The organism is bacterium (genome assembly GCA_037143175.1).
Lineage (GTDB): Bacteria > Verrucomicrobiota > Kiritimatiellia > CAIKKV01 > CAITUY01 > JAABPW01.
On sequence record JBAWZF010000005.1, the window covers coordinates 62,017 to 81,006 of the forward strand.

Here is an 18,990-nt window from a genome sequence, read left to right on the forward strand (position 1 = left end):
GATAGATAACACCATGCAAACCGGAGCCAACGCCACACAACTCGATACGATCCCTCCGCGAAACGCCACAGCGGGGCGGGACACGCCGACCCTCCTTGATATGAGTGGTGACCCATCGCCATCGCCCGAACTTCCAAACTCAGAAGCCTCTCCCTACCAGATACTGAACGAAATTGGACGTGGCGGGATGAGCACCGTCTATCTGGCGAAAGACCTGAAACTGGGCCGTTTCGTCGCCATAAAGCGTCTTAGCCAGGCCTTCCTGACCGACAGCCCCATGCGCGACAGGTTCCTCCGTGAGGCACAGTTGATCGCTTCACTCAACCATATCTACATCGTCAAACTCTACGACTTTGACGTCAAACGCACCGAACCGCAGATTGTCATGGAATATGTGGCTGGTCCCGGCAAAGCACCCGCCCCCAACTGGCCCCCTCTCTCGCTTAATCTGGAACAGAAACTGGAGCAAAACGAGGCCCCCCTCTCCATGCGCGTCTCCGTCGTTCTGGTTAAGAAACTCTGCACCGCCATCGAATACGCCCACCGCCGCGGCGTCATTCACCGCGACCTTAAACCTTCCAACGTCCTGCTCGACGAACATGGCGAACCCCGTATCGTGGATTTTGGCATCGCCCGCCAAACCACCTCCGACGCCGCCAAACTGACGATGACCGGGACGCGCATGCTCTCCCTCGGGTACGCCGCACCTGAGCAGGAAACCAATCCCGCAATCGCAGACGAACGTTCCGATGTCTACAGTCTCGGTGGGATCCTCTATTTCTGCCTGACAGGCGAAAACCCGCGTTTTTTCCGGGACAGTCGCGTCCCCGATTGCCTGCGGCCCATTATTCTCAAGGCCATGGAGCAAGACCCCACCCAACGGTGGAGCTCCGCTAAAGACTTTGCCGATGTTCTGGCCCAAACCGCAGGTGATTTTCTCTCTCCACTCACGGATCCAGGCATGTGGCGCTGCAAGTGGTGCAACGCACTCAACCCCGTGGACAGCCGGTATTGTACCCACTGTAACTGGGACGGGATGGAGAGTTGTCCCGAATGTGCCGGAGAAACCCGGGTAGGTGTTCGTTTCTGCGGCCAGTGCTCCACAGACATCAAAACTTTTGAGGATATGAGAGCCCTGCTCAGCCGGTTACGTGAATACCGGCGCCAAAAGGATTTCGAACGGATCAAGGACGCCGTTGATGCCGCCAACCGGTTCCAGCCCAAAGGGGCTAAGGGGCGAGAATTAATCCAGGACATCCAGGAACTGGGCAATACAGCCACATGGGCGCTCAATCGCAAGGATGAATTGACCCAGGCCATCACCACGAGCCTTGGCCAGCAGAACTACGAGGAAGTGCGGGAACGCCTCAACGAATACGGCGTGCTCGACGACGGCCCCGAATATAAGGAACTACGCGGCGAACTCCCCTGGCGTATTGCTGAACATAACATTATCGCCCTCCGCTCGGAGATGAATCATGCCCGGCAATTGCTGGCCGACAAGTTGCCCGGGCAGGCCCGGAACTGTCTTACCGAAATAGAGAATCGCCTCCTGTCTCTTGGTCAGTTGGAATCCCAATTTCCGACACTCAAAGGCGCGCTCATCCATGACAGCAATCAGCCTGATAGCGAACAAGGATCCTATGCAAAAGCGGTTATCTCGCTCTCCAAAGACACCGAGCAACTGAAATCAGAACTGGACTCCATGCGCCAGTCGATCGAACGCCATATCCAGTCGGCCGCCCAGGCGCTTCAAGCACAGGATTACGAGGGCTGTCTTGCGATTTGCATGACCATCAAAAACCTCACTGCAGAACCGTCGCCCGCCGATGTGCTGGAGGACAAGGCGTCGAAACAAATTGAACAAATTTCACGGTTGTTAACCCGAGCCGACGATGCATTGCGAAAAAGAAGTCTGAACGCAGCGGAACGCGCCGCCAACGATGTGCTCACCCGGTTCAAAGCTGATTCGCTTCCAGCCCGGGATCTCCTCAGCCAAATTCGAAGGTTCCAGCGGCAACGCGCTGCCGTTTTATGGCTGTTGACGATCATGAGTGCTACCGTTCTTTATGTGCTCAGCATCGGGCCCACATTTCATTTCATGCTCGATCGCGGCCCCCTGTCGGTCAATACACGAGATACCCTGCGAACGATCTATCAACCTGTTTACTGGCTACATGCCCACACCGTACTGCGGACTCCATTGGATCGCTACGCGAACCAATGGAATCCATCAATTTTTGAAAGATAGACGCGATGAATCGTCGTAAGTTCAGACTTCCTGTTATATTGAGCTCAACATACCGAATAGCGTTTTATCCCTGGGGATAAAATGCAGTTGGACGGAGCCGCGAGACGCTGCAAAGGGCGCTATGGGATTTTGAAGGGGTGCTTTCCCGTTGTTGATGATGTTTGATCATGTACGTTCGTAACAACTCCAGAGAATGCCGAGACAAAAGCGTGTAGCGATCCTTCCGACCCTTGCCTTGCTCAACTCGCACCACCATACGGTCAGGAGCGCTCTCAATGTGAAATGGTTTCAGATGCACCACTTCGCTCACCCGCAATCCTGCCCCATATACCAACAGTCAAATCCACCACAGCCCGTTCATAACTGTCCGACGTCTTCTGCGCAAACCCCTTCAACCTCATGTACTGCAAGAACTACTCTCGTACCACACTCATCGACGGACTCCTTAGTTCGGTCAGCACGGATCAAATAATCATCGCCTCAGTTTTCACTACAATTCGCTGCCGCCTGTTGACCGCCCTGCATTTTTCTTTTACTATGCGCCTCCAACAACTTGTTAAGGGGAATCATGCGTTGTCCGCGATGCGGTCATAGTGAAGATAAGGTAATCGATAGCCGGGCCTCCCGTAATGGCGATGTCATTCGGCGTCGTCGTGTCTGCGTGAGTTGCGCGCATCGTTTTACCACCCGCGAGGAAGTGGTCAAAGTGGCCCTTCACATCATCAAGCGCGATGGCCGTCACGAGGAGTTGTCTCGGGAGAAATTGATCAATGGTATCGCCCGCGCTTGCGAAAAACGCCCCGTCAGCATGGCGGATATCGAAACGATCGTCGACAACATCATTACCGAACTGGGTAATGATTTCGAACGGGAAGTCACAAGCGACATCATCGGCGAAAAGGTGATGGAGCGGCTTGAGAAAATTGATGAAGTGGCTTACGTACGCTTCGCTTCCGTGTATCGTCGGTTCAAGGACGTGAACCAGTTTATCAACGCAATTCAGGGAATGGTCACCCGCTGATGATCTGGCAGGATACTAACACCTCAGGCACCTCGCGTGAAAAAATTGCCGATCGCCTGCTGACCGACGTCCCCACTCTTTGCGGAAACACGGCATTGGCCTCGCACCCCACACTGGCGGAAGCAGCCCAGGGCGTCGCCCTTTATCTGGATCAAATCGAGGTCATCCCTGAAGAACTGGACCCCCGTCAGTCCCGCGAATTGCTCGCACATGCTTTGGACGCTGCCGGAGAAGGGGCTTTAGCCAGACGTATCCGGCTATTCGGGAACCGGGTTATTTATCCGGCAACGTGGATCGCCTGCGGCCGGGAAACCGTTTGGGTGCTGGATACCCGGCAACTCATGACCTCCCGCGACGCCGGCATGGAAATGATTTTTTTCGACCGGATCCGCATTGTCCTCGCCACTTTCGCCGATGTCTGGGATGCCACGTCAGGACGGGGGTTTCTGGGGCTCAAGGGCATGGAACTCTCGGCCTCCATCATTTTAGGCCCCGGCACATCAGGGCGAGCACTCAGAGCACTTACCTTGGAACTCCGTTCCCTTGCCGCGCGGCATCTGGAACATTTTTGCACCCAACGAGGATGGGACGTTGCTCCCGCAATTCTCACGCTGCTCCCCTGATTTATTAGCCCCCAGGATACCCGAATAAAGGAGAAAACAAACCATGATCGCAGAAGAACGCATTCGAGCTGAACTCAAGAACACGTTGAATGAAACCAACTTCCCCGGCCTTGGCGAGCGCCATCAGGGCAAGGTGCGGGAGAGTTACATCCAAAAAGACCAGCGGATCATCGTTACCACCGATCGGGTATCAGCCTTTGACTGCATCATCGGCACAATCCCGTTCAAGGGGCAGGTATTAAATCAATTGGCGGCATTCTGGTTTGAAAAAACAAAACCCATTATCCCCAATCACATTATCTCGATCCCGGATCCCAACGTCATGGTTGTCCACGAATGCGAGCAACTCCCTCTTGAATTTATTGTCCGCGGCTACATCACCGGGGTCACCAAGACTTCTGCCTGGTACAACTATGAGCGCGGCGTGCGCTATTTCTGCGGCAACACGCTCCCCGAGGGGTTGAAAAAAGATCAAAAGCTGGAGCGTCCCATTCTTACCCCTACCACGAAACATGAGAAGCATGACCGCCCCATCTCCCGCGAGGAAGCCATTCAGGAAGGCCTGATTGATGCCGAAACCTATGACGCCGCTGCCGCCCTGTGTTTCAAGCTTTTTGACGCAGGCGTAAAACATGCCGCCGCGCAGGGACTCATCCTCGTCGATACGAAATACGAAATCGGTAAACTGAACGGGAAATTGGTGGTATCGGACGAGATACATACGCCCGATTCATCACGTTACTGGTTTGCCGACACCTACGACTCACTTTTCAAGGCAGGTAAGGAACAGCGCAAGATTGATAAGGAATATATCCGGGAATGGCTGGTATCGCAGGGATTCCGCGGCGATGGCACTCCTCCGGAGTTAACCGAAGAAGTCCGCGTCGAAGCCGCCAAACGGTATATTCAAGCTTACGAGCAGGTCACGGGCCTGAAATTCAACGTCACAGATGAACCTGTGGCGGCCCGTATCGCCAATAATCTGAGGCGGGCCGGTTGCTTGAAGTAGAGCCCTTACCCGCGGGCCAGCAAACCATCAATCTGGTCCAGACAGATTTGAGACCAGGTTTCCATGCGGTCGTACATGGCTTTCAGTTCAGCGACCGTCCGGAAACCTGATTCCGTAATCACACCCTCACGCTTCCGCACTTCTGAGGAGGGGGAGCGCAAAATATGAATGACGCCAAGATGAACGCGCCCAACCGGCGTCAGGTCGTCATTTAGCAGGGCCACCACTTTATGTGTGTAGCCAGCAGGAAGCACGACTTCCTCCTCCAACTCTCTCATGGCCGCCCGGTCATAGATATTATCAAACAAATCCAGATCCTGATTGTTCATGTGTCCGCCGATACCCAGGGAGGCCTTCGCCACCAGCCGTTCCTCACCGGATTTTTTCCCCCGGACATAACACCAGATCTGATCCTCATGGCAGATCAGAAAGTACGGAATCAACTGCTTCAGGGTGTCATCTTGCTCGGCTTTATGGCGCGGGACAAAACGATAATTTTCCGGACTCAACAATTCCGGCAGATATCGGGCTGTATCCAGCGTCAGCCCTTGAAACATACCCAACCGCTCGACCAAAGCCCGATCCACAACCAAAACTTCTTCAAGATCCTTATTCATAGACGGTGATGCTAGCACAGCGACCGGCCAGGGATAAACAGTAAATGCACCAAAAGAATTGGAAGTTCATATTTTTGTGTTACCTTACTTTCACAGATGGAAACGGATCAAGAAAGTCATGGCGCAGCGGACATCCTCATTGTGGATGACACCCCCGCAAATCTTCAATTTCTAGCGGCCCTGCTCAAAATGAAAGGGTACAAAACGCGAGCCGCCCTGAACGGTGAACTTGCTCTTCTGGCTATTCAAACCCAGCCGCCAGACCTCATTCTGCTGGATGTACACATGCCGGATATTGATGGAATCGAGGTCTGCCGGCGTATCAAAGCCAACCCGGCCTTTTCCGATATCCCTGTTATTTTTGTAAGCGGGGAACACAAAGCCCTTCATAAGATTAAAGCCTTCTCATCGGGAGGCGTTGATTTCGTCACCCGGCCCTTTCAGATTGATGAGGTGCTTTCAAGAGTTTCGATCCATCTTGACCTGCGAAAACAGCGGGAACAGTTGCGGGCCACCATGAAGCGCATGCAGACATTGGAGGCGTTACGAGACAACCTCATCCACATGATTGTTCATGATCTCCGGAATCCCCTCGGGGTGATCGATGGTTATCTTGAACTCATTAAATCCGAGAAAGTGGTCTCGTTCTCGCCCAAAGTCGCCAACTACCTCTCCGAGACTCAAGCCCACACACGCAATATGGTTGACATGATCAACTCCATTCTGGATATCAACCGGATGGAAAATGGCACGTTGATACTTAATCTGATGCCCTGCGACCTGGTTGATTTGTGCGGGCAGGTTATCACAAGCATGGAGCCTATCAGGCAGTCGCGCTCCCTACGGATGGCCACCGGGTTCTCGCCAATCCATGCCATGATCGACATTGGACTAATACGTCGCGTCCTCACCAACCTGATCGCCAATGCCATTCGGGCTACCCGGAACGAAGACGGACAAATCACCCTGAGTGCCACCACCATAAATGACTTCATCCGCATTAACATTACAGACAACGGTCGCCCGATCACAGTCGAGGAGCATTCTGATATTTTCGAAAAGTACGCCCAGGCCAACTCCGCTCTCAGCGGAAAGGGACGTTACGCTCCAGGGCTGGGCCTCCCGTTCTGCAAACTCGCGGTCGAGGCGCATGGGGGTAGGGTGGGCATCGAGCATGCACCTGATGCCAGCAATGTATTCTGGTTTGAACTCCCCCTCGCAGGCCCGCGCTCCAGGGTGCCCTAAACACCCCAGCGCTGGGCCAGAGCCCATCCAGCCTTTGGCCCAGAACTTCCATACGGATAAATGTCAGGAGCCATGTGCTGGGACTCCAACTGTTGAAGTACCGGAGTAAAAACATCCCAGGCAGCTTCAAGTTCATCAGCCCGGATAAATAAACTACGGTCCCCCTTGACCACATCCAGAAGCAGGCATTCATAGGCTTCCGGAATCAACGCCGAAAAGGCCGCTTGATAACGGAGATTCAACTCCGTAGGAGCTAAATCGAGGCCCAGGCCCGGCAATTTATTCATAATCCTCAATACGATGCTTTCATCCGGCTGGATTCGCATGATGAGTTCATTCGAGTGAAGCACCGCCCCTGTCTTCCCAAATAGGCCGGCCGGAATTTTGCGGAATCGGATCCGTACTTCATTAATTTTTTGATCCAGCGCCTTTCCGGCTTCAATCAGAAAAGGAACGCCCTCCCAGCGCGGATTATGGATCTGGAGCACCGCTGCTGCATACGTCGGCGTTAATGAATCGGGCGGCACATTGGGGGCCGCAACATAGGCCCTTTGCTGGCCCGTCGTTGAGGTGCCATATTGCCCCACCACAAGCCGATCCAGCGTGATCGGGGAGATATCCCGGAGCAACGCCACCTTCGCATTTCGCACAGCCGAAGCACTGTATTCACGCGGGCACTCCATCGCTAATAGGGCAAGGATCTGAAGCAGGTGATTCTGCATCACGTCGCGGATGATCCCAAATCCATCAAAATACCCCCCCCGCTGACCAACACCTATCGGCTCCGCCCACTTGATACTCACGCTTTCAATGTAGGCCTTGTTCCAGAGTGGCTCAAAGATCAGATTGGCAAATCTGAGGACCATCAGGTTCTGTACAATTTCTTTTCCCAGATAGTGATCAATCCGATAGGTCATTTCCTCGGTAAAAACCGTCTGCATTTCTTTAACAAGCCGATCAGAGGAATCCCGGTCGCGACCAAAAGGCTTCTCTACAACAATTCGAGACCAGCCCTCCGAATCATCGCAAGCCACTAGCCCGGAATTCCCCAGTGCTCTGGCCACGTCCTGAAATACGGAGGGAGGAATGGCCATGTAAAAAATCCGATTGATGGGCCCTACTCCCTCGACTTCACGCATCAACTGAAATAGATCCAAAAAAGAGTCAGTGGAAGAATATTGTCCCTGACAATAATAACACCGCTGCAGAAACTCTTCGGTGCGATCAGCGCAAGCCTCCCCCGGCACATAACGACAGGTCAGATTCTCCGCCACTTTCTTCCGGAACGCCGCATGATCCATTTCGGTTCGAGCCAAACCATAGACATGAAAATCATCGGGTAGAAAATGCTGGCAGTACAACGCAAACAGCGCCGGGATTACTTTGGTTTGGGCCAGATCGCCAGAGGCGCCCACCACCACTATTCCAAGTCTTTGGGGTTCACTCATTTTGATTTAACGGTGGCAGTTTTTTTTACAAGCCAACCCTTACACATTGCACAACGGGAATCGGAACACCAGTTACACATTTTGCATTCCGGACAGGGGTGCTTTTTTGCGCGGGTGGAGGACTTCTTAGGCCCGCACCCTCTTTTGCAACTCATTGCAAGGTGCTCCCCGCCTTGAGCACCACATAGGTAGGCAACCCTTTCACGCCGAAGAAATTGGCAAACTCACGGGTTCCCTTGTCGGCCAGATTTTCCGCCTGGAATTTCACAACAATATATCCCGCCAAACGCTGCTTCACTTCCTGCGCGCGGAATGTAGTTAGCTCCATCGCTTCGCAATTCTTGCACCAGGTTGCCCAAAAATCGATAAAAACAGGCTTACCGGTTTTAGCGGAGTCCGCGACAACCGCTTGCCATGCGGCCGGATCCGAGCCCGTAATCTGATAGACCCCTGACTCAGCCTGCGCCACCACCTTCTTACCCCACCACCCTTGATAGGCAAGGGAGAAGTAATACACGGCAAACAAAAGGATCAATACGCCAAACCCGGTTTTCACCCATGTCATCCAGGCACCCGGCTTGGGAAGAAACGATAACCCTGAGCCCGCAAAGGGCCACGGCAATGCCATACCAGCCCCCAGAATAAAGGGAAGCATCAACCCGATACTGGCCCCCTGCGCATAGAGATTACTGGACAAAAGCAACACGGCGATCACGACAGGCGCAACGCAGGCACCAGCAAGCAAAGCGGAAATCCCCCCCATGAACATTGCTGTCACCACTTTCCCCTGATTCCCATCGCTACCGGTTCCCGCCCTCTGGAATCGGGTCATATCAATGGAAAACACATCAAACATGGCGAGTGCCAGAAGGACAAACACCGAGGCTATGACCACGTTGAACCATGGCATGGAATTCAAAACCCCGAATTGCGACCCAGTCAACACCACAACCACCCCCAACACCCCATATACCAAGGCAATTCCCACTCCATACGCTCCGCCCAGGAAAAACCCTTTGGCCTTGGTACCATTTTGAGCCCCCACCCCAATGATAGCCAAATTGATGGGGATCATGGGAAGAACACAGGGCGTCAAATTCAACAGGAGGCCACCGGCAAGGATTATCATGACCGTCCACCACACCCCGTGAATCTTGAAAAACTCTAAAGGATTGGCGCTGAAAAGCAGGGAAGCTGCTTTCAGTCTAGCCGTAATACTTTCAGACTTTGCGGCAATATCCGCATGCCCTTCAGCCTTATTCAGAAAAGACAGAAATTCCTTTGTGTTCAAATACCCTGATGCTGTGACCCTCCCCACCAGGGCCTGATTCCAACCTGCAATCCCTTCCGCCTTCGCCACTGATTTATCCGCCAGGGTGTCTCCAGATTGCTTCGAGGAAGAACTGACTGCGAATATTCTTGTTTTGGGAAAAAAGCATTGCTCTTCGCTGCACCCCTGATATGAAACCTTCAAAGCTTCATCTGACGCCACAGCAGTCCCCGAACGGAACAGCAACAAAACATTATTAGTATATGATAGACGTGCCCCGTCTGAAAAACTATCACGCAAAGTTACCGGTTGATCACCTCCGACAAGACTAAAAAGAGCGCCTGACCCAGACTCCACCCGCACTTGATCAGCATAAATGTGGTGATTCGGAGGGATCGTTATACGCAGGGTGACAGTCAGATTGGAGCCATTTCCTTCCCTCGACAAATCAACTCCAAAAGGATCGGCTGCATAAACCCATGGGGATGCGCTCAGAATCAAAACCCATATCGAGAGGATACTTTTCAATATGGATTCCTTCACGCAGCCTCTCCTTTGGGCCACTTCAGGACAATTTGCATAACTTCCCGCACGAAACTACAGTCGCATTTTACGGGGCAAGATTTTAAATTATCGTTATGCAAACAATGACCAGGACATTTCAACGTTCCTGTCAATCGCTCATGATACTCTTCTCCCTGATACAAATCCCTGAAAAAGCCTGTTTGCATCGCCAGCGTTGTCAAACAACGCTGGTTCAGGTGATTAAACAGGAAATAACCCGTATCAAGTTTGTCGAAGTTAACCTGATAGCCAATCAGCTTAACCTGAGGATCGGACAAGAATTCCTCACGGCTGCCCCAATGATGGCCACAACATGTACATTTTTTAAACATCACATCTTTTTTCTGTATCAAGCATGAAAAAGGGCAAAACTGTTAGACTATCTTTCCCGAGAGAAAAATAGTCTAACAGCCAGCAGGCTCGCTCACCCTGCCTTAGCCCCACGCTTTCCGAGCTGCTTGTCCACCATAAACAAGGTGCCCGTGGAAGTCCCGGCCATCTTGATCATGGCAATGATATCTGCATCATTAGCCTCTTCCTCGATCTGCTCCGTAATGTACCACTGCAACAAAGCCTGAGTCGCATAATCCTTCTCCGAGACCGCGAGATCCATCAGGGCGTTAAGCGACTTCGTGACCAGTTTTTCATGTTTCAGCGTGTCGACATACATGTCCAGCAGGGCCTTGTACCCAACGGTCGGCTTATCGATCGCTCCAAACTCAACAACCTCACCCTGGCTCAGGAGATAATTGTAGAATTTCAGGGCATGCTCCAACTCCTCCTGAAACTGAACCTTGAACCACGTACCGGCTCCTTTAAATCCAAGAGAGATCGCATTTGCCGACATGGCAAGATACAGGTACGAGGAAAAAATCTCCTTGTTAACCTGATCGTTAATCGCCTTGGCCATCTGTTTTGATATCATAATCAGCCCTTCCACAATCCATGAAGATTACAAAACTCACGCGCAACGATATTGGTCGCCGTCACACCCTCGAATATGGCGATAGGCGGAACGCCAGGCTTGAGATACTGCCGAAGTAGGGTGTCGCCCACAAGAAGCTCAATCCACTCAATGTAATGCTTCTCTTCCATGGGATGAGCCACGCTCCCTACCGTCACCTTGATCCCGCCGGCTACATGCTCAATCACGGGAATATGCTTCTCTTTAGAAGCATCTACCGTATTCTCAGCCCGTAATTTCATTTCCTGCCCGCAGCAAACCAATTGTCCGGCAGAAGCATGAACCATCTCGACAATATTTCCGCATAACTCGCATTTGTAAACTTCTGAACGTTTCGTCATATAATTCTCCTAATAAATAAACCCATCAACCCTGTGGGGAAAATTCATCCTTACCAACTCCACAATCCGGACACAGCCAACCAGCGGGAATATCCGCGAAACTTGTACCCGGCGCGACTCCGTGATCAGGATCACCTTTAGCGGGGTCATAAACATAACCACACACATTACATATATACGTCATCCCTGCTCCTTATTTGTTTCTTTTATTCTTCAACAGTTTTCTCAAATGCGTAACATAATTCTCGCCCCCACCGGCCAAATAACTGGTCCGTTCCAGTAATTTTCCCTCTGCATCAAGCAGCAGAATCGTGGGGAATCCCTGAATCCCGTACTTTTCAGACAAATCATTGTTTTGTTTTTTAAGCTCATCCGACTGCGGCTTGCTTCGAGGGAAATCAACCAGCAGTAACACTAGATTTTCTGCGGCATATTTCTTGAAAACATCTGTAGAAAAAACCTCTTTATCAAGTTTTATGCACCAGCCGCACCAGTCAGATCCGGAAAAATCCGCAAGAATCGGAACATTCCGCCTGGCCGCTTCTGCTTTCGCCTCTGAAAGTGAGGTTAGCCACACCGCTTTTTCGAGAACAACAGCTTTCACGACCGCGCTTCCTTCACTCTTCGGCACCTCAGCCGAATATCCGACGATCCCCGACAAATACATCAATACCACTAAACTTAATTTAATTTTCATCCTGTCACCTTTCATGTTACTCACCAGTTTTAACCCACTCCACGCTTTACCTCGTGCGCCTCAAACTCACGCCGCGCTGCAGTCCTTATCCTATATCCACAGTCTTTTGTTAACCCATATAAAGACATGCAATTTTCATCAGTACATTCAGCTTGCCCCTTATCAGCAACAATTATCAATTCCGTTGCGACCTGAATTAACGCCCTGATGTTTTCATTGTAGTCATCCATGCATTCTTCTCCAATAAATTTCTTGATGATTACTGATGCAGGATGCGTGCCCAGTGCGGAGCTTTTGATCGAATTGTTATTAACGTATTCGTAGTGAATACGTTACAGCCATGAGGCAACAGCGCAACAATTGAAGGATGTGTCTCAAATCACATGTAAAGAATGTCTCACGCCTCAGGCGTGATAGATTCTTCCATGAAACGATACAGTGTCGCACGAGACACTCCCAGAGCCTTGGCGGCTTCAACTTTGTTGCCCCCCACCCGCTCAAGAGTCTCACGAACGATCTGCTGAGTCAGGCGTTGTTTCCCTTTGGAAGGGGGAGCCAGAGCGGCTGCCACCCCATGCGTCGGCTGCGCCTTAAGTGCAATGGGCGGCAAATGCTCTTGCAAAATTGTACCGCCCTTACATTTGATCAGGGCAAACTGAATCCAATTCTGGAGTTCACGTACATTGCCGGGCCAGTTGTAGCCCAACATGAAATCCAAGGCATCAGGCGAAAACGTGATTGGCTTGCCACCTGCATACAGCTTCAAAAAATGATTGGCCAGCAGGGGGATGTCGGTTCGCCGCTCTCTCAACGGCGGCAACGTAAGCGGAACGACGCTGAGCCGGTAGAATAAATCTTCACGAAACTTGCCTGCAGCCATTTCTTGAATCAGGTCGCGATGAGTGGCACTAATAACCCTGACATTGACCTTGATGGTCTTCTCGCTCCCGACCTGTTCAAAGCGGCCTTCTTGCAGCACCCGGAGCAACTTAACCTGCATGGCGGGCGAAATATCACCAATTTCATCGAGGAAAATGGTGCCCCCGTCCGCCAGCTCAAAACGCCCTTTCTTATCGCGAATAGCCCCTGTGAAAGCGCCCTTTACATGCCCGAACAACTCGCTTTCAAGCAAGCCTTCCGGCAAGGCCCCGCAATTCACGGGTACAAACATTTTATTCGCACGAGGCCCTTCATTGTGAAGCGCGACCGCAATCAGTTCCTTACCCGTCCCACTTTCGCCCTGCACAAGAATCGGTGCCGAGGATTCCGCTAACTCGGGTATGATATCGTAGAGCGCCTGCATCTTGGGGTCACGCCCGATAATGCCGCTAAACTGTTCAATCTCACCCAAACGACGGGCCAACTGCACCTCAAGTGTTAAATCCCGAAAACAAGCTAATAATCCCAACGGATGGCCTTGATCATTCTTCATGACATTAAGATTCATATGAATCCGCCGTCGTTCACCTGTACGGGTAACGATCTCGAGATCTTTGCTGGCGGGATATTCCGGCAGAGCGTTCCCCTCACAAAACGAACACTTCGCGCCGCATAACCCACTGGGCAAGGCTTCGTGACAGTCACGATTCAACAAGTCTTCACGCTTATACCCGGTGATCCGCTCTGCTGCCGCATTGAAATAAAATATCCGCCGATTCAAATCATGAGCAATCACACCCTCGGAGATATTATCCAATATCAGATCATATTCATGTTTTGAGGCAAGAAAGGCCGACAGATATCCCCTCGCATAAAAATCGTCTACCAAGCGCTTGATCATATCACGCGTCTCACGGAATGCCTGCAAGCGCCATTCCACATCCCCCTTCAAGGAGGCTGGCTCCGGGATATTCCAAAGCAGTTTCTGGGGATTTCCCGGCAACATCCGACCTGCTTCAGCGGCCTCTTCAGATAAAGCCACCATCACATCAAAAGCACAATTACCCAGATCAGCCACCCGCATGCCAACCGAACCGTCACCCGAAAGATGTACCTCTGACAAAACCCGCCACACCAACGGGTCGACCGTACCGGAAAGCACACCGGCATAACGGGCAACAACATTTTTCCGACAAATTGCATTGGCAAAGGCCGCCGCCATGGCGCCACAACTGGCATCAGATCCCCCCACAAACAAAAGTTGATCCACCTTCTCAGTCATAACTCAGGCTTTCTACTTATGCATTTCCCGGGACATGCCAGCCCGCGATTCCACCCATTCGACAATCCGCTCGCCCACCTCCCGCTTCGTCATCAGTGGCAGCGGCAGGCGATCCGTTGTCGTGATCAATACGACTCGATTCGTTTCCACATCAAATCCGGCATCCGACTGGGTCACGTCATTGGCCACAATCAGATCAAGCCCCTTGGCCGCCAACTTTCGACGCGCCTCGGATTCAACCTCTGTGGTTTCGGCAGCAAACCCGACCACTACCCGGCCCCCTTTTCGCGGCCTGATCGTCAGCAGGATATCCGCCGTCGGCTCAAGCATCAGCTCCATCCGGGCATTCTGCTTCTTCATCTTCTGCTGACTCACAACAGCGGGCCGCCAATCTGAAACAGCCGCCGCCATAATGAGCGCATCACATGCCTCAAAATGACTTTCAACGGCAGGTAACATGTCTGCCGCCGACACAACAGGCACCACCTTAACACCCGCAGGGGCCGTTAGCGCTACCGGCCCACTGATCAGGACCACCTCATGACCGCGCGCACAAGCCGCCGCGGCAATCGCGTAGCCCATTTTCCCGGAGGATCGATTGCTGATATATCGCACCGGATCCATGAACTCACGGGTCGGCCCTGCTGTGACTAATATTCTCATAACCTCAGCGCGCGTCAAATTCGCGAATCTTCTCCCGCACAGTGGCTTCCGCCTCGTTATAGATTTCCTGAATCATGGAATCATGAAAGCAATAGACGCGATCTTCAAAAGCGGTGGTCTTGATGCGATCAAACAGACGTTGGCGGGCGACATCAATATCCTTGCCGTAAATATGGAATGAATCCGCCTGCCAGTTGAGCCGACCCAACTTCACCGTCTTCCCGGCCCGGCGCGAAATTTCGGCGGCAATGACGTCCCTGTTAAACAGGGTCAAGCCGAACATGTTCATGAAGTTGGCGCCCCAGGCGTCATTACTCCTGAACCGGATGTTGCAATTCAGCCACCAGACCCCGTCCTTGTCCTCAAGTATTCGATACCAGAGCGACTGCAAACAAGGCGGATCATAGCAGTCCAAATCCACATGCGGCATCCAGGTAATCATCTGGGCCTGCCGGGTGAACGGCTGCTTCACCAGCTTATTCACAACAGCATCAATCTGATTGATTTTAAAGAAACCGGCCTCTACCGATTCATAACTCCGTAATTCCTTGATGGCGCCGTAATTTGCCAGGCGTCCATGGTAGGTGTACTCCCAGCGCGTATCGGCCGCATCATTCATGTTTTTCACCCAATGATCCTTGGCCCCCTGCAATTCCATGACGTATTCCCGCAAATCCTCAATCCCCCCGGGGAAAGCCTTGTGGATCATGGGGTCGGCTAAGGGATCAAGCACCGTGATGTTCATGGTGGAGTCGAGGCTGGCAGGGTCCCCCGGTTTATCGTACTGGGTGCGGAACCGTGTTCCGCCCTCATTCAACGCACACAAGGCCTTTTCATAGGCTTCAGCCAGGGATTTCCCAGACACATGGAGAACCGGAATATTTTCCATTCTTACGACTCCTTTAATGAATTACTCAATCTCTCAGAATCAGCCCGGATTATGGCGAGTCTTTTCGAAATGAAAAGCTCTTTCAGGACTTTGACTGCCGGCAGGCTTTCCCCTACACTCTTACCCATGAAGGTGGTGCATATAATCCCCGGTACAGCCGATGTGTTCTATTGCCAGAATTGCATGCGTGACAAGGAACTGATCCTGGAGCTCAGAGCCCTGGGGCATGAGGTTGTTCTGGTTCCAATGTATCTGCCTCTTTTCTCCGAAGGCGAAGCATTGGGCTCCGCTGAAGTACCCATCTTTTACGGCGCCGTTGGCGTCTATCTCGCCCAGCATTTTCCGACCCTGAACAACGCCCCGCGCTGGCTGAAAGACCTGCTGGATTCACGCCAATTGCTCAGATGGGTGGCTAAAAAATCCGCCACCACCCGCGCCAGCGGACTCGAAACCATGACCCTATCTGTCTTACGCGGGGAAAAAGGCGGTCAGAAGGCGGAACTGGATCACCTGATGTCCTGGCTGCTCCATCACGCCAAGCCGGACATCGTGCACCTATCCAATGCCCTCCTGCTGGGCTTGGCGGGCCGTATTAAACGGGAACTGGGTATTCCCGTGATTTGCACCCTTCAGGACGAGGATTCCTGGATCGATTCCATGGAACCAGGCGCCGCTGCCGAAGCCTGGCAAATCATGTCAGAAAAAGCCCGTGATATTGCCGCCTTCATTCCCGTCAGCAGTTACTACAACCACCTCATGCAAACACGCCTGAAGGGAGTACCGTCCGACCGCTTCCACCAGATTCCTATTGGAATCTCCCCGGACGAATACGGGCCGGCACTCACTCCCCCGCAAAATCCGACCATCGGCTTCCTTTCCAAAATGACAGAGTCACTGGGCCTGGATGTCCTGGTAGACGCCTATATCGAACTCAAAAGGGAGCCCGCCCTGAGGACTCTCAAGTTTAAAATTATGGGCGGCCAGACACCTGATGACACTCCGTTCCTTCAACGCTTGCGCCATAAACTCAACGCCCAGGGAATGCTGGGCGATGTGGAGTTTTGTGAGGGACTAACCAGAGAGCGCCGTCTTGAATTTCTCCAATCGCTTTCTGTGCTGTCAGTCCCCATGCCGCACCCCGAGGCGTTCGGCATGTTTATACTGGAAGCACTGGCTTGCGCCGTTCCCGTGGTTCAACCTCGAATCGGAGCCTTCCCGGAAATTATTACGGCAACAGGGGGCGGCCTCTGTTACGACCCCGCTGATCCGACCGGATTGACCATGGCACTAAAAAGCCTGCTCCAGGATCCCAAGGCAGCACAACGACTGGGGCGTAATGGATGCGATAATGTTCGCAAGGAATTTAATATCAAAGGAATGGCCACCCGGATCCTGGCCGTGTATCATAAATGTATTCAATAACACCAATAGTCCTGTTGCTAGCCAACCTAGCCTGCCGGGCAGCAGACTTGCCGGTGACCTCCAACTGGCCGACCTACCACGGTGAGGCTAGCCTGCAAGGGATCTCCTCAACCTCCATTCTGCCCCCGCTAACCATCGGCTGGCGATTTAAGATCGGCGCACCTGTGACCCAGCCCCCCACCATCTACAATGGAGCCATCTACGCAGTCTCCTCCCGCGGCGAACTGATCGCCCTGGGCCTGGATGGCGTGAAGCGCTGGACAGCCAGCCTGCCCCAAACATCTCAGCAGGAGTCTTTTTCAACGCCCCCGCTCTGTGTCGAAAACATCGTTCTCGCAGGGACAGACAAAGGAGCCCTTTATGCGTTTGAGGCCGCAACCGGTTCTCAAAAATGGAAAACAAAAATCGGCGAGGACCTTTATGGAGCGCTCAACTGGCTGGAACCAGAAGGATCCAATAGCGTCTCCGTATTGGCGCTCTCACGCAATACTGGCAGCCTGCTCCGTCTGGATTTGGCAACAGGGCGGATGATATGGTCCTCCAAGCCTGCCGGCCGCTCCGATTGCTCACCCGCTGTTGGTCATGGCATTATTGTGTTTGGCGCCTGTGATTCCGCCCTGCACTTCATCTCTGTCTCAACAGGCACAACACTGGCCAAAACGGAATTCACGGAACACGGCCCCATGGCAGGCGGAACGGCCTTGGAGGGGATTCGGGCCTATACCGGGGCGCGTGACGGCTCTGTCTTTTGCGTCAATACCACCACCTTCACGCCTCTTTGGACCAGACAGGTGGCAAGTAACGAAATATTCACAACCCCCGCCGTCACACCCAATCGGATCCTGGCCGGCTCCAGTGATGGCTTCATGTATTGCCTCAACCGGGAAGATGGCGCAAAAGTCTGGAGCACGCTCACTCCCGGAAATCCCACTTCTCCTGTAGTCGCTGGCAATACCGTCATCGTAACCTCAGACGGCCTGCTGTCATTGTTGAATCTGGAAGATGGCAAAACTTTATGGTCAGACAAACCCTGCGACGTCCTGACCTCTCCGGCAATATCAGCCAATAAAATTATTGTCGGGACCGATGATGGGTACATTATCCTCTATCAACCAAAATGAATACGCCACACCCGCTCTTGACCCTCGAGAAAATCAATAAAACCTATCCTTCGCCAGCCGAGGGGGGACTGCAGGTGCTCAGAGACATTAACCTGACTGTAATAGCGGGAGAAACCATCGCTATTATTGGTCCCTCCGGCTCCGGGAAAAGCACCCTACTGAACATCATCGGCACACTGGACACCCCCACTTCAGGCCATGTACGGTTAGAAGGTATCGAACTCAATTCCCTCCCCATCCGGGGGCAGGCAAGGATCCGAAATGAAAAAATCGGAATGATCTTCCAGATGCACCATCTGCTGAAGCAGTGCCATGTGTTGGAAAATGTCCTGATCCCGGCGCTGGTGAACCCCCATCCGGCGGGAGCGGAGCAACGGGCTCGAAGTCTTCTGGACAAGGTCGGCTTGTCCCATCGTCTCACTCACCGGCCCGGCCAATTGTCCGTCGGCGAGCAACTCAGGGTCGCAGTGGCAAGAGCCATGATCAATCGGCCGCACCTGCTTCTGGCGGATGAACCCACAGGCTCACTCAACCATTCCGGCGCCGAACATCTCGCAGATCTGATGCTCACCTTGAACCAGCAGGAGGGCACGGCCCTTATCGTCGTCACCCACTCCCTGTCTCTGGCCAACCGGATGGATAAGGTTTATGAACTTCTCGACGGCCAACTGGTAGCAAAATAAC

19 protein-coding genes and 1 pseudogene are annotated in these 18,990 nt (G+C 52.7%); 8 read left to right on the forward strand and 12 right to left on the reverse strand.

All coding sequences use genetic code 11. The features are described from left to right. The first annotated feature begins 13 nt into the window (after positions 1-13). Positions 14-2,251: a protein kinase gene (locus tag WCI03_03290; GenBank protein MEI8138873.1), complete on the forward strand. Its 2,238-nt coding sequence runs from the start codon at positions 14-16 to the stop codon at positions 2,249-2,251. 169 nt (positions 2,252-2,420) lie between these two features. Here WCI03_03290 and WCI03_03295 read toward each other — a convergent pair. After that, positions 2,421-2,579, reverse strand: a pseudogene (locus tag WCI03_03295) (tyrosine-type recombinase/integrase). 240 nt (positions 2,580-2,819) lie between these two features. On the opposite strand from WCI03_03295, the gene nrdR reads away from it, so the two are divergent. The 3 genes from nrdR to WCI03_03310 are packed head-to-tail and all read left to right on the forward strand — an operon-like array spanning position 2,820 to position 4,904. Then, a complete protein-coding gene (gene nrdR, locus WCI03_03300; GenBank protein MEI8138874.1) occupies positions 2,820-3,272 on the forward strand; it encodes a transcriptional regulator NrdR in 453 nt (150 codons plus the stop codon). After that, complete coding sequence (locus tag WCI03_03305) at positions 3,272-3,895, forward strand: hypothetical protein (GenBank protein ID MEI8138875.1); 624 nt, start codon at positions 3,272-3,274, stop codon at positions 3,893-3,895. Before nrdR ends, WCI03_03305 begins: the two co-directional genes overlap by 1 nt. A gap of 43 nt (positions 3,896-3,938) precedes the next feature. After that, the gene (locus tag WCI03_03310; protein ID MEI8138876.1) at positions 3,939-4,904 is read left to right on the forward strand and encodes a phosphoribosylaminoimidazolesuccinocarboxamide synthase; all 966 of its coding nucleotides are present in this window, start codon (positions 3,939-3,941) and stop codon (positions 4,902-4,904) included. A 5-nt stretch (positions 4,905-4,909) separates the two neighbouring features. Here the strand turns inward: WCI03_03310 and WCI03_03315 are convergent, their stop codons facing one another. Beyond that, on the reverse strand, positions 4,910-5,521 hold the full coding sequence (locus tag WCI03_03315; protein MEI8138877.1) for a hypothetical protein: 612 nt from the start codon (positions 5,519-5,521) through the stop codon (positions 4,910-4,912). Positions 5,522-5,617: 96 nt separating this feature from the next. Between WCI03_03315 and WCI03_03320 the strand changes: the two genes are divergently transcribed. Further along, positions 5,618-6,766, forward strand: coding sequence for a hybrid sensor histidine kinase/response regulator (locus WCI03_03320; protein ID MEI8138878.1), 1,149 nt, complete (start codon positions 5,618-5,620; stop codon positions 6,764-6,766). Here WCI03_03320 and zwf read toward each other — a convergent pair. From zwf to WCI03_03370, 10 genes are all read right to left on the reverse strand, one after another. Next, positions 6,763-8,214, reverse strand: coding sequence for a glucose-6-phosphate dehydrogenase (gene zwf / locus WCI03_03325; GenBank protein MEI8138879.1), 1,452 nt, complete (start codon positions 8,212-8,214; stop codon positions 6,763-6,765). The genes WCI03_03320 and zwf overlap by 4 nt on opposite strands. A gap of 151 nt (positions 8,215-8,365) precedes the next feature. Continuing rightward, a complete protein-coding gene (locus WCI03_03330) occupies positions 8,366-10,027 on the reverse strand; it encodes a cytochrome c biogenesis protein CcdA (protein ID MEI8138880.1) in 1,662 nt (553 codons plus the stop codon). Further along, positions 10,024-10,383, reverse strand: a complete 360-nt coding sequence (locus WCI03_03335) for a hypothetical protein (GenBank protein ID MEI8138881.1) — start codon at positions 10,381-10,383, stop codon at positions 10,024-10,026. Before WCI03_03335 ends, WCI03_03330 begins: the two co-directional genes overlap by 4 nt. A gap of 89 nt (positions 10,384-10,472) precedes the next feature. Further along, on the reverse strand, positions 10,473-10,973 hold the full coding sequence (locus WCI03_03340) for a ferritin (GenBank protein MEI8138882.1): 501 nt from the start codon (positions 10,971-10,973) through the stop codon (positions 10,473-10,475). Positions 10,974-10,975: 2 nt separating this feature from the next. Next, a complete protein-coding gene (locus WCI03_03345) occupies positions 10,976-11,353 on the reverse strand; it encodes a desulfoferrodoxin (GenBank protein ID MEI8138883.1) in 378 nt (125 codons plus the stop codon). Between the two features lie 25 nt (positions 11,354-11,378). Continuing rightward, positions 11,379-11,537, reverse strand: coding sequence for a rubredoxin (locus WCI03_03350; protein ID MEI8138884.1), 159 nt, complete (start codon positions 11,535-11,537; stop codon positions 11,379-11,381). Between the two features lie 9 nt (positions 11,538-11,546). Next, complete coding sequence (locus tag WCI03_03355) at positions 11,547-12,050, reverse strand: thioredoxin family protein (GenBank protein ID MEI8138885.1); 504 nt, start codon at positions 12,048-12,050, stop codon at positions 11,547-11,549. A 397-nt stretch (positions 12,051-12,447) separates the two neighbouring features. Then, positions 12,448-14,211 carry a sigma 54-interacting transcriptional regulator gene (locus tag WCI03_03360; GenBank protein MEI8138886.1) on the reverse strand — a complete coding sequence of 588 codons (1,764 nt, stop codon included), beginning with the start codon at positions 14,209-14,211 and terminating at the stop codon, positions 12,448-12,450. Positions 14,212-14,223: 12 nt separating this feature from the next. After that, a complete protein-coding gene (locus WCI03_03365) occupies positions 14,224-14,874 on the reverse strand; it encodes a phosphopantothenoylcysteine decarboxylase (protein ID MEI8138887.1) in 651 nt (216 codons plus the stop codon). Positions 14,875-14,878: 4 nt separating this feature from the next. Then, positions 14,879-15,763: a thymidylate synthase gene (locus tag WCI03_03370; protein MEI8138888.1), complete on the reverse strand. Its 885-nt coding sequence runs from the start codon at positions 15,761-15,763 to the stop codon at positions 14,879-14,881. A gap of 126 nt (positions 15,764-15,889) precedes the next feature. On the opposite strand from WCI03_03370, the gene WCI03_03375 reads away from it, so the two are divergent. Genes WCI03_03375 through WCI03_03385 form a run of 3 tightly spaced genes read left to right on the forward strand, consistent with a single transcriptional unit; the run spans position 15,890 to position 18,989 of the window. Next, entirely contained in the window at positions 15,890-17,185 is a 1,296-nt protein-coding gene (locus WCI03_03375; protein MEI8138889.1) for a glycosyltransferase family 4 protein, read from the forward strand. Continuing rightward, a complete protein-coding gene (locus tag WCI03_03380) occupies positions 17,173-18,306 on the forward strand; it encodes a PQQ-binding-like beta-propeller repeat protein (protein MEI8138890.1) in 1,134 nt (377 codons plus the stop codon). Before WCI03_03375 ends, WCI03_03380 begins: the two co-directional genes overlap by 13 nt. Then, positions 18,303-18,989 carry an ABC transporter ATP-binding protein gene (locus WCI03_03385; GenBank protein MEI8138891.1) on the forward strand — a complete coding sequence of 229 codons (687 nt, stop codon included), beginning with the start codon at positions 18,303-18,305 and terminating at the stop codon, positions 18,987-18,989. The genes WCI03_03380 and WCI03_03385 overlap by 4 nt, the downstream gene beginning before the upstream one ends. Position 18,990 lies beyond the last annotated feature (1 nt).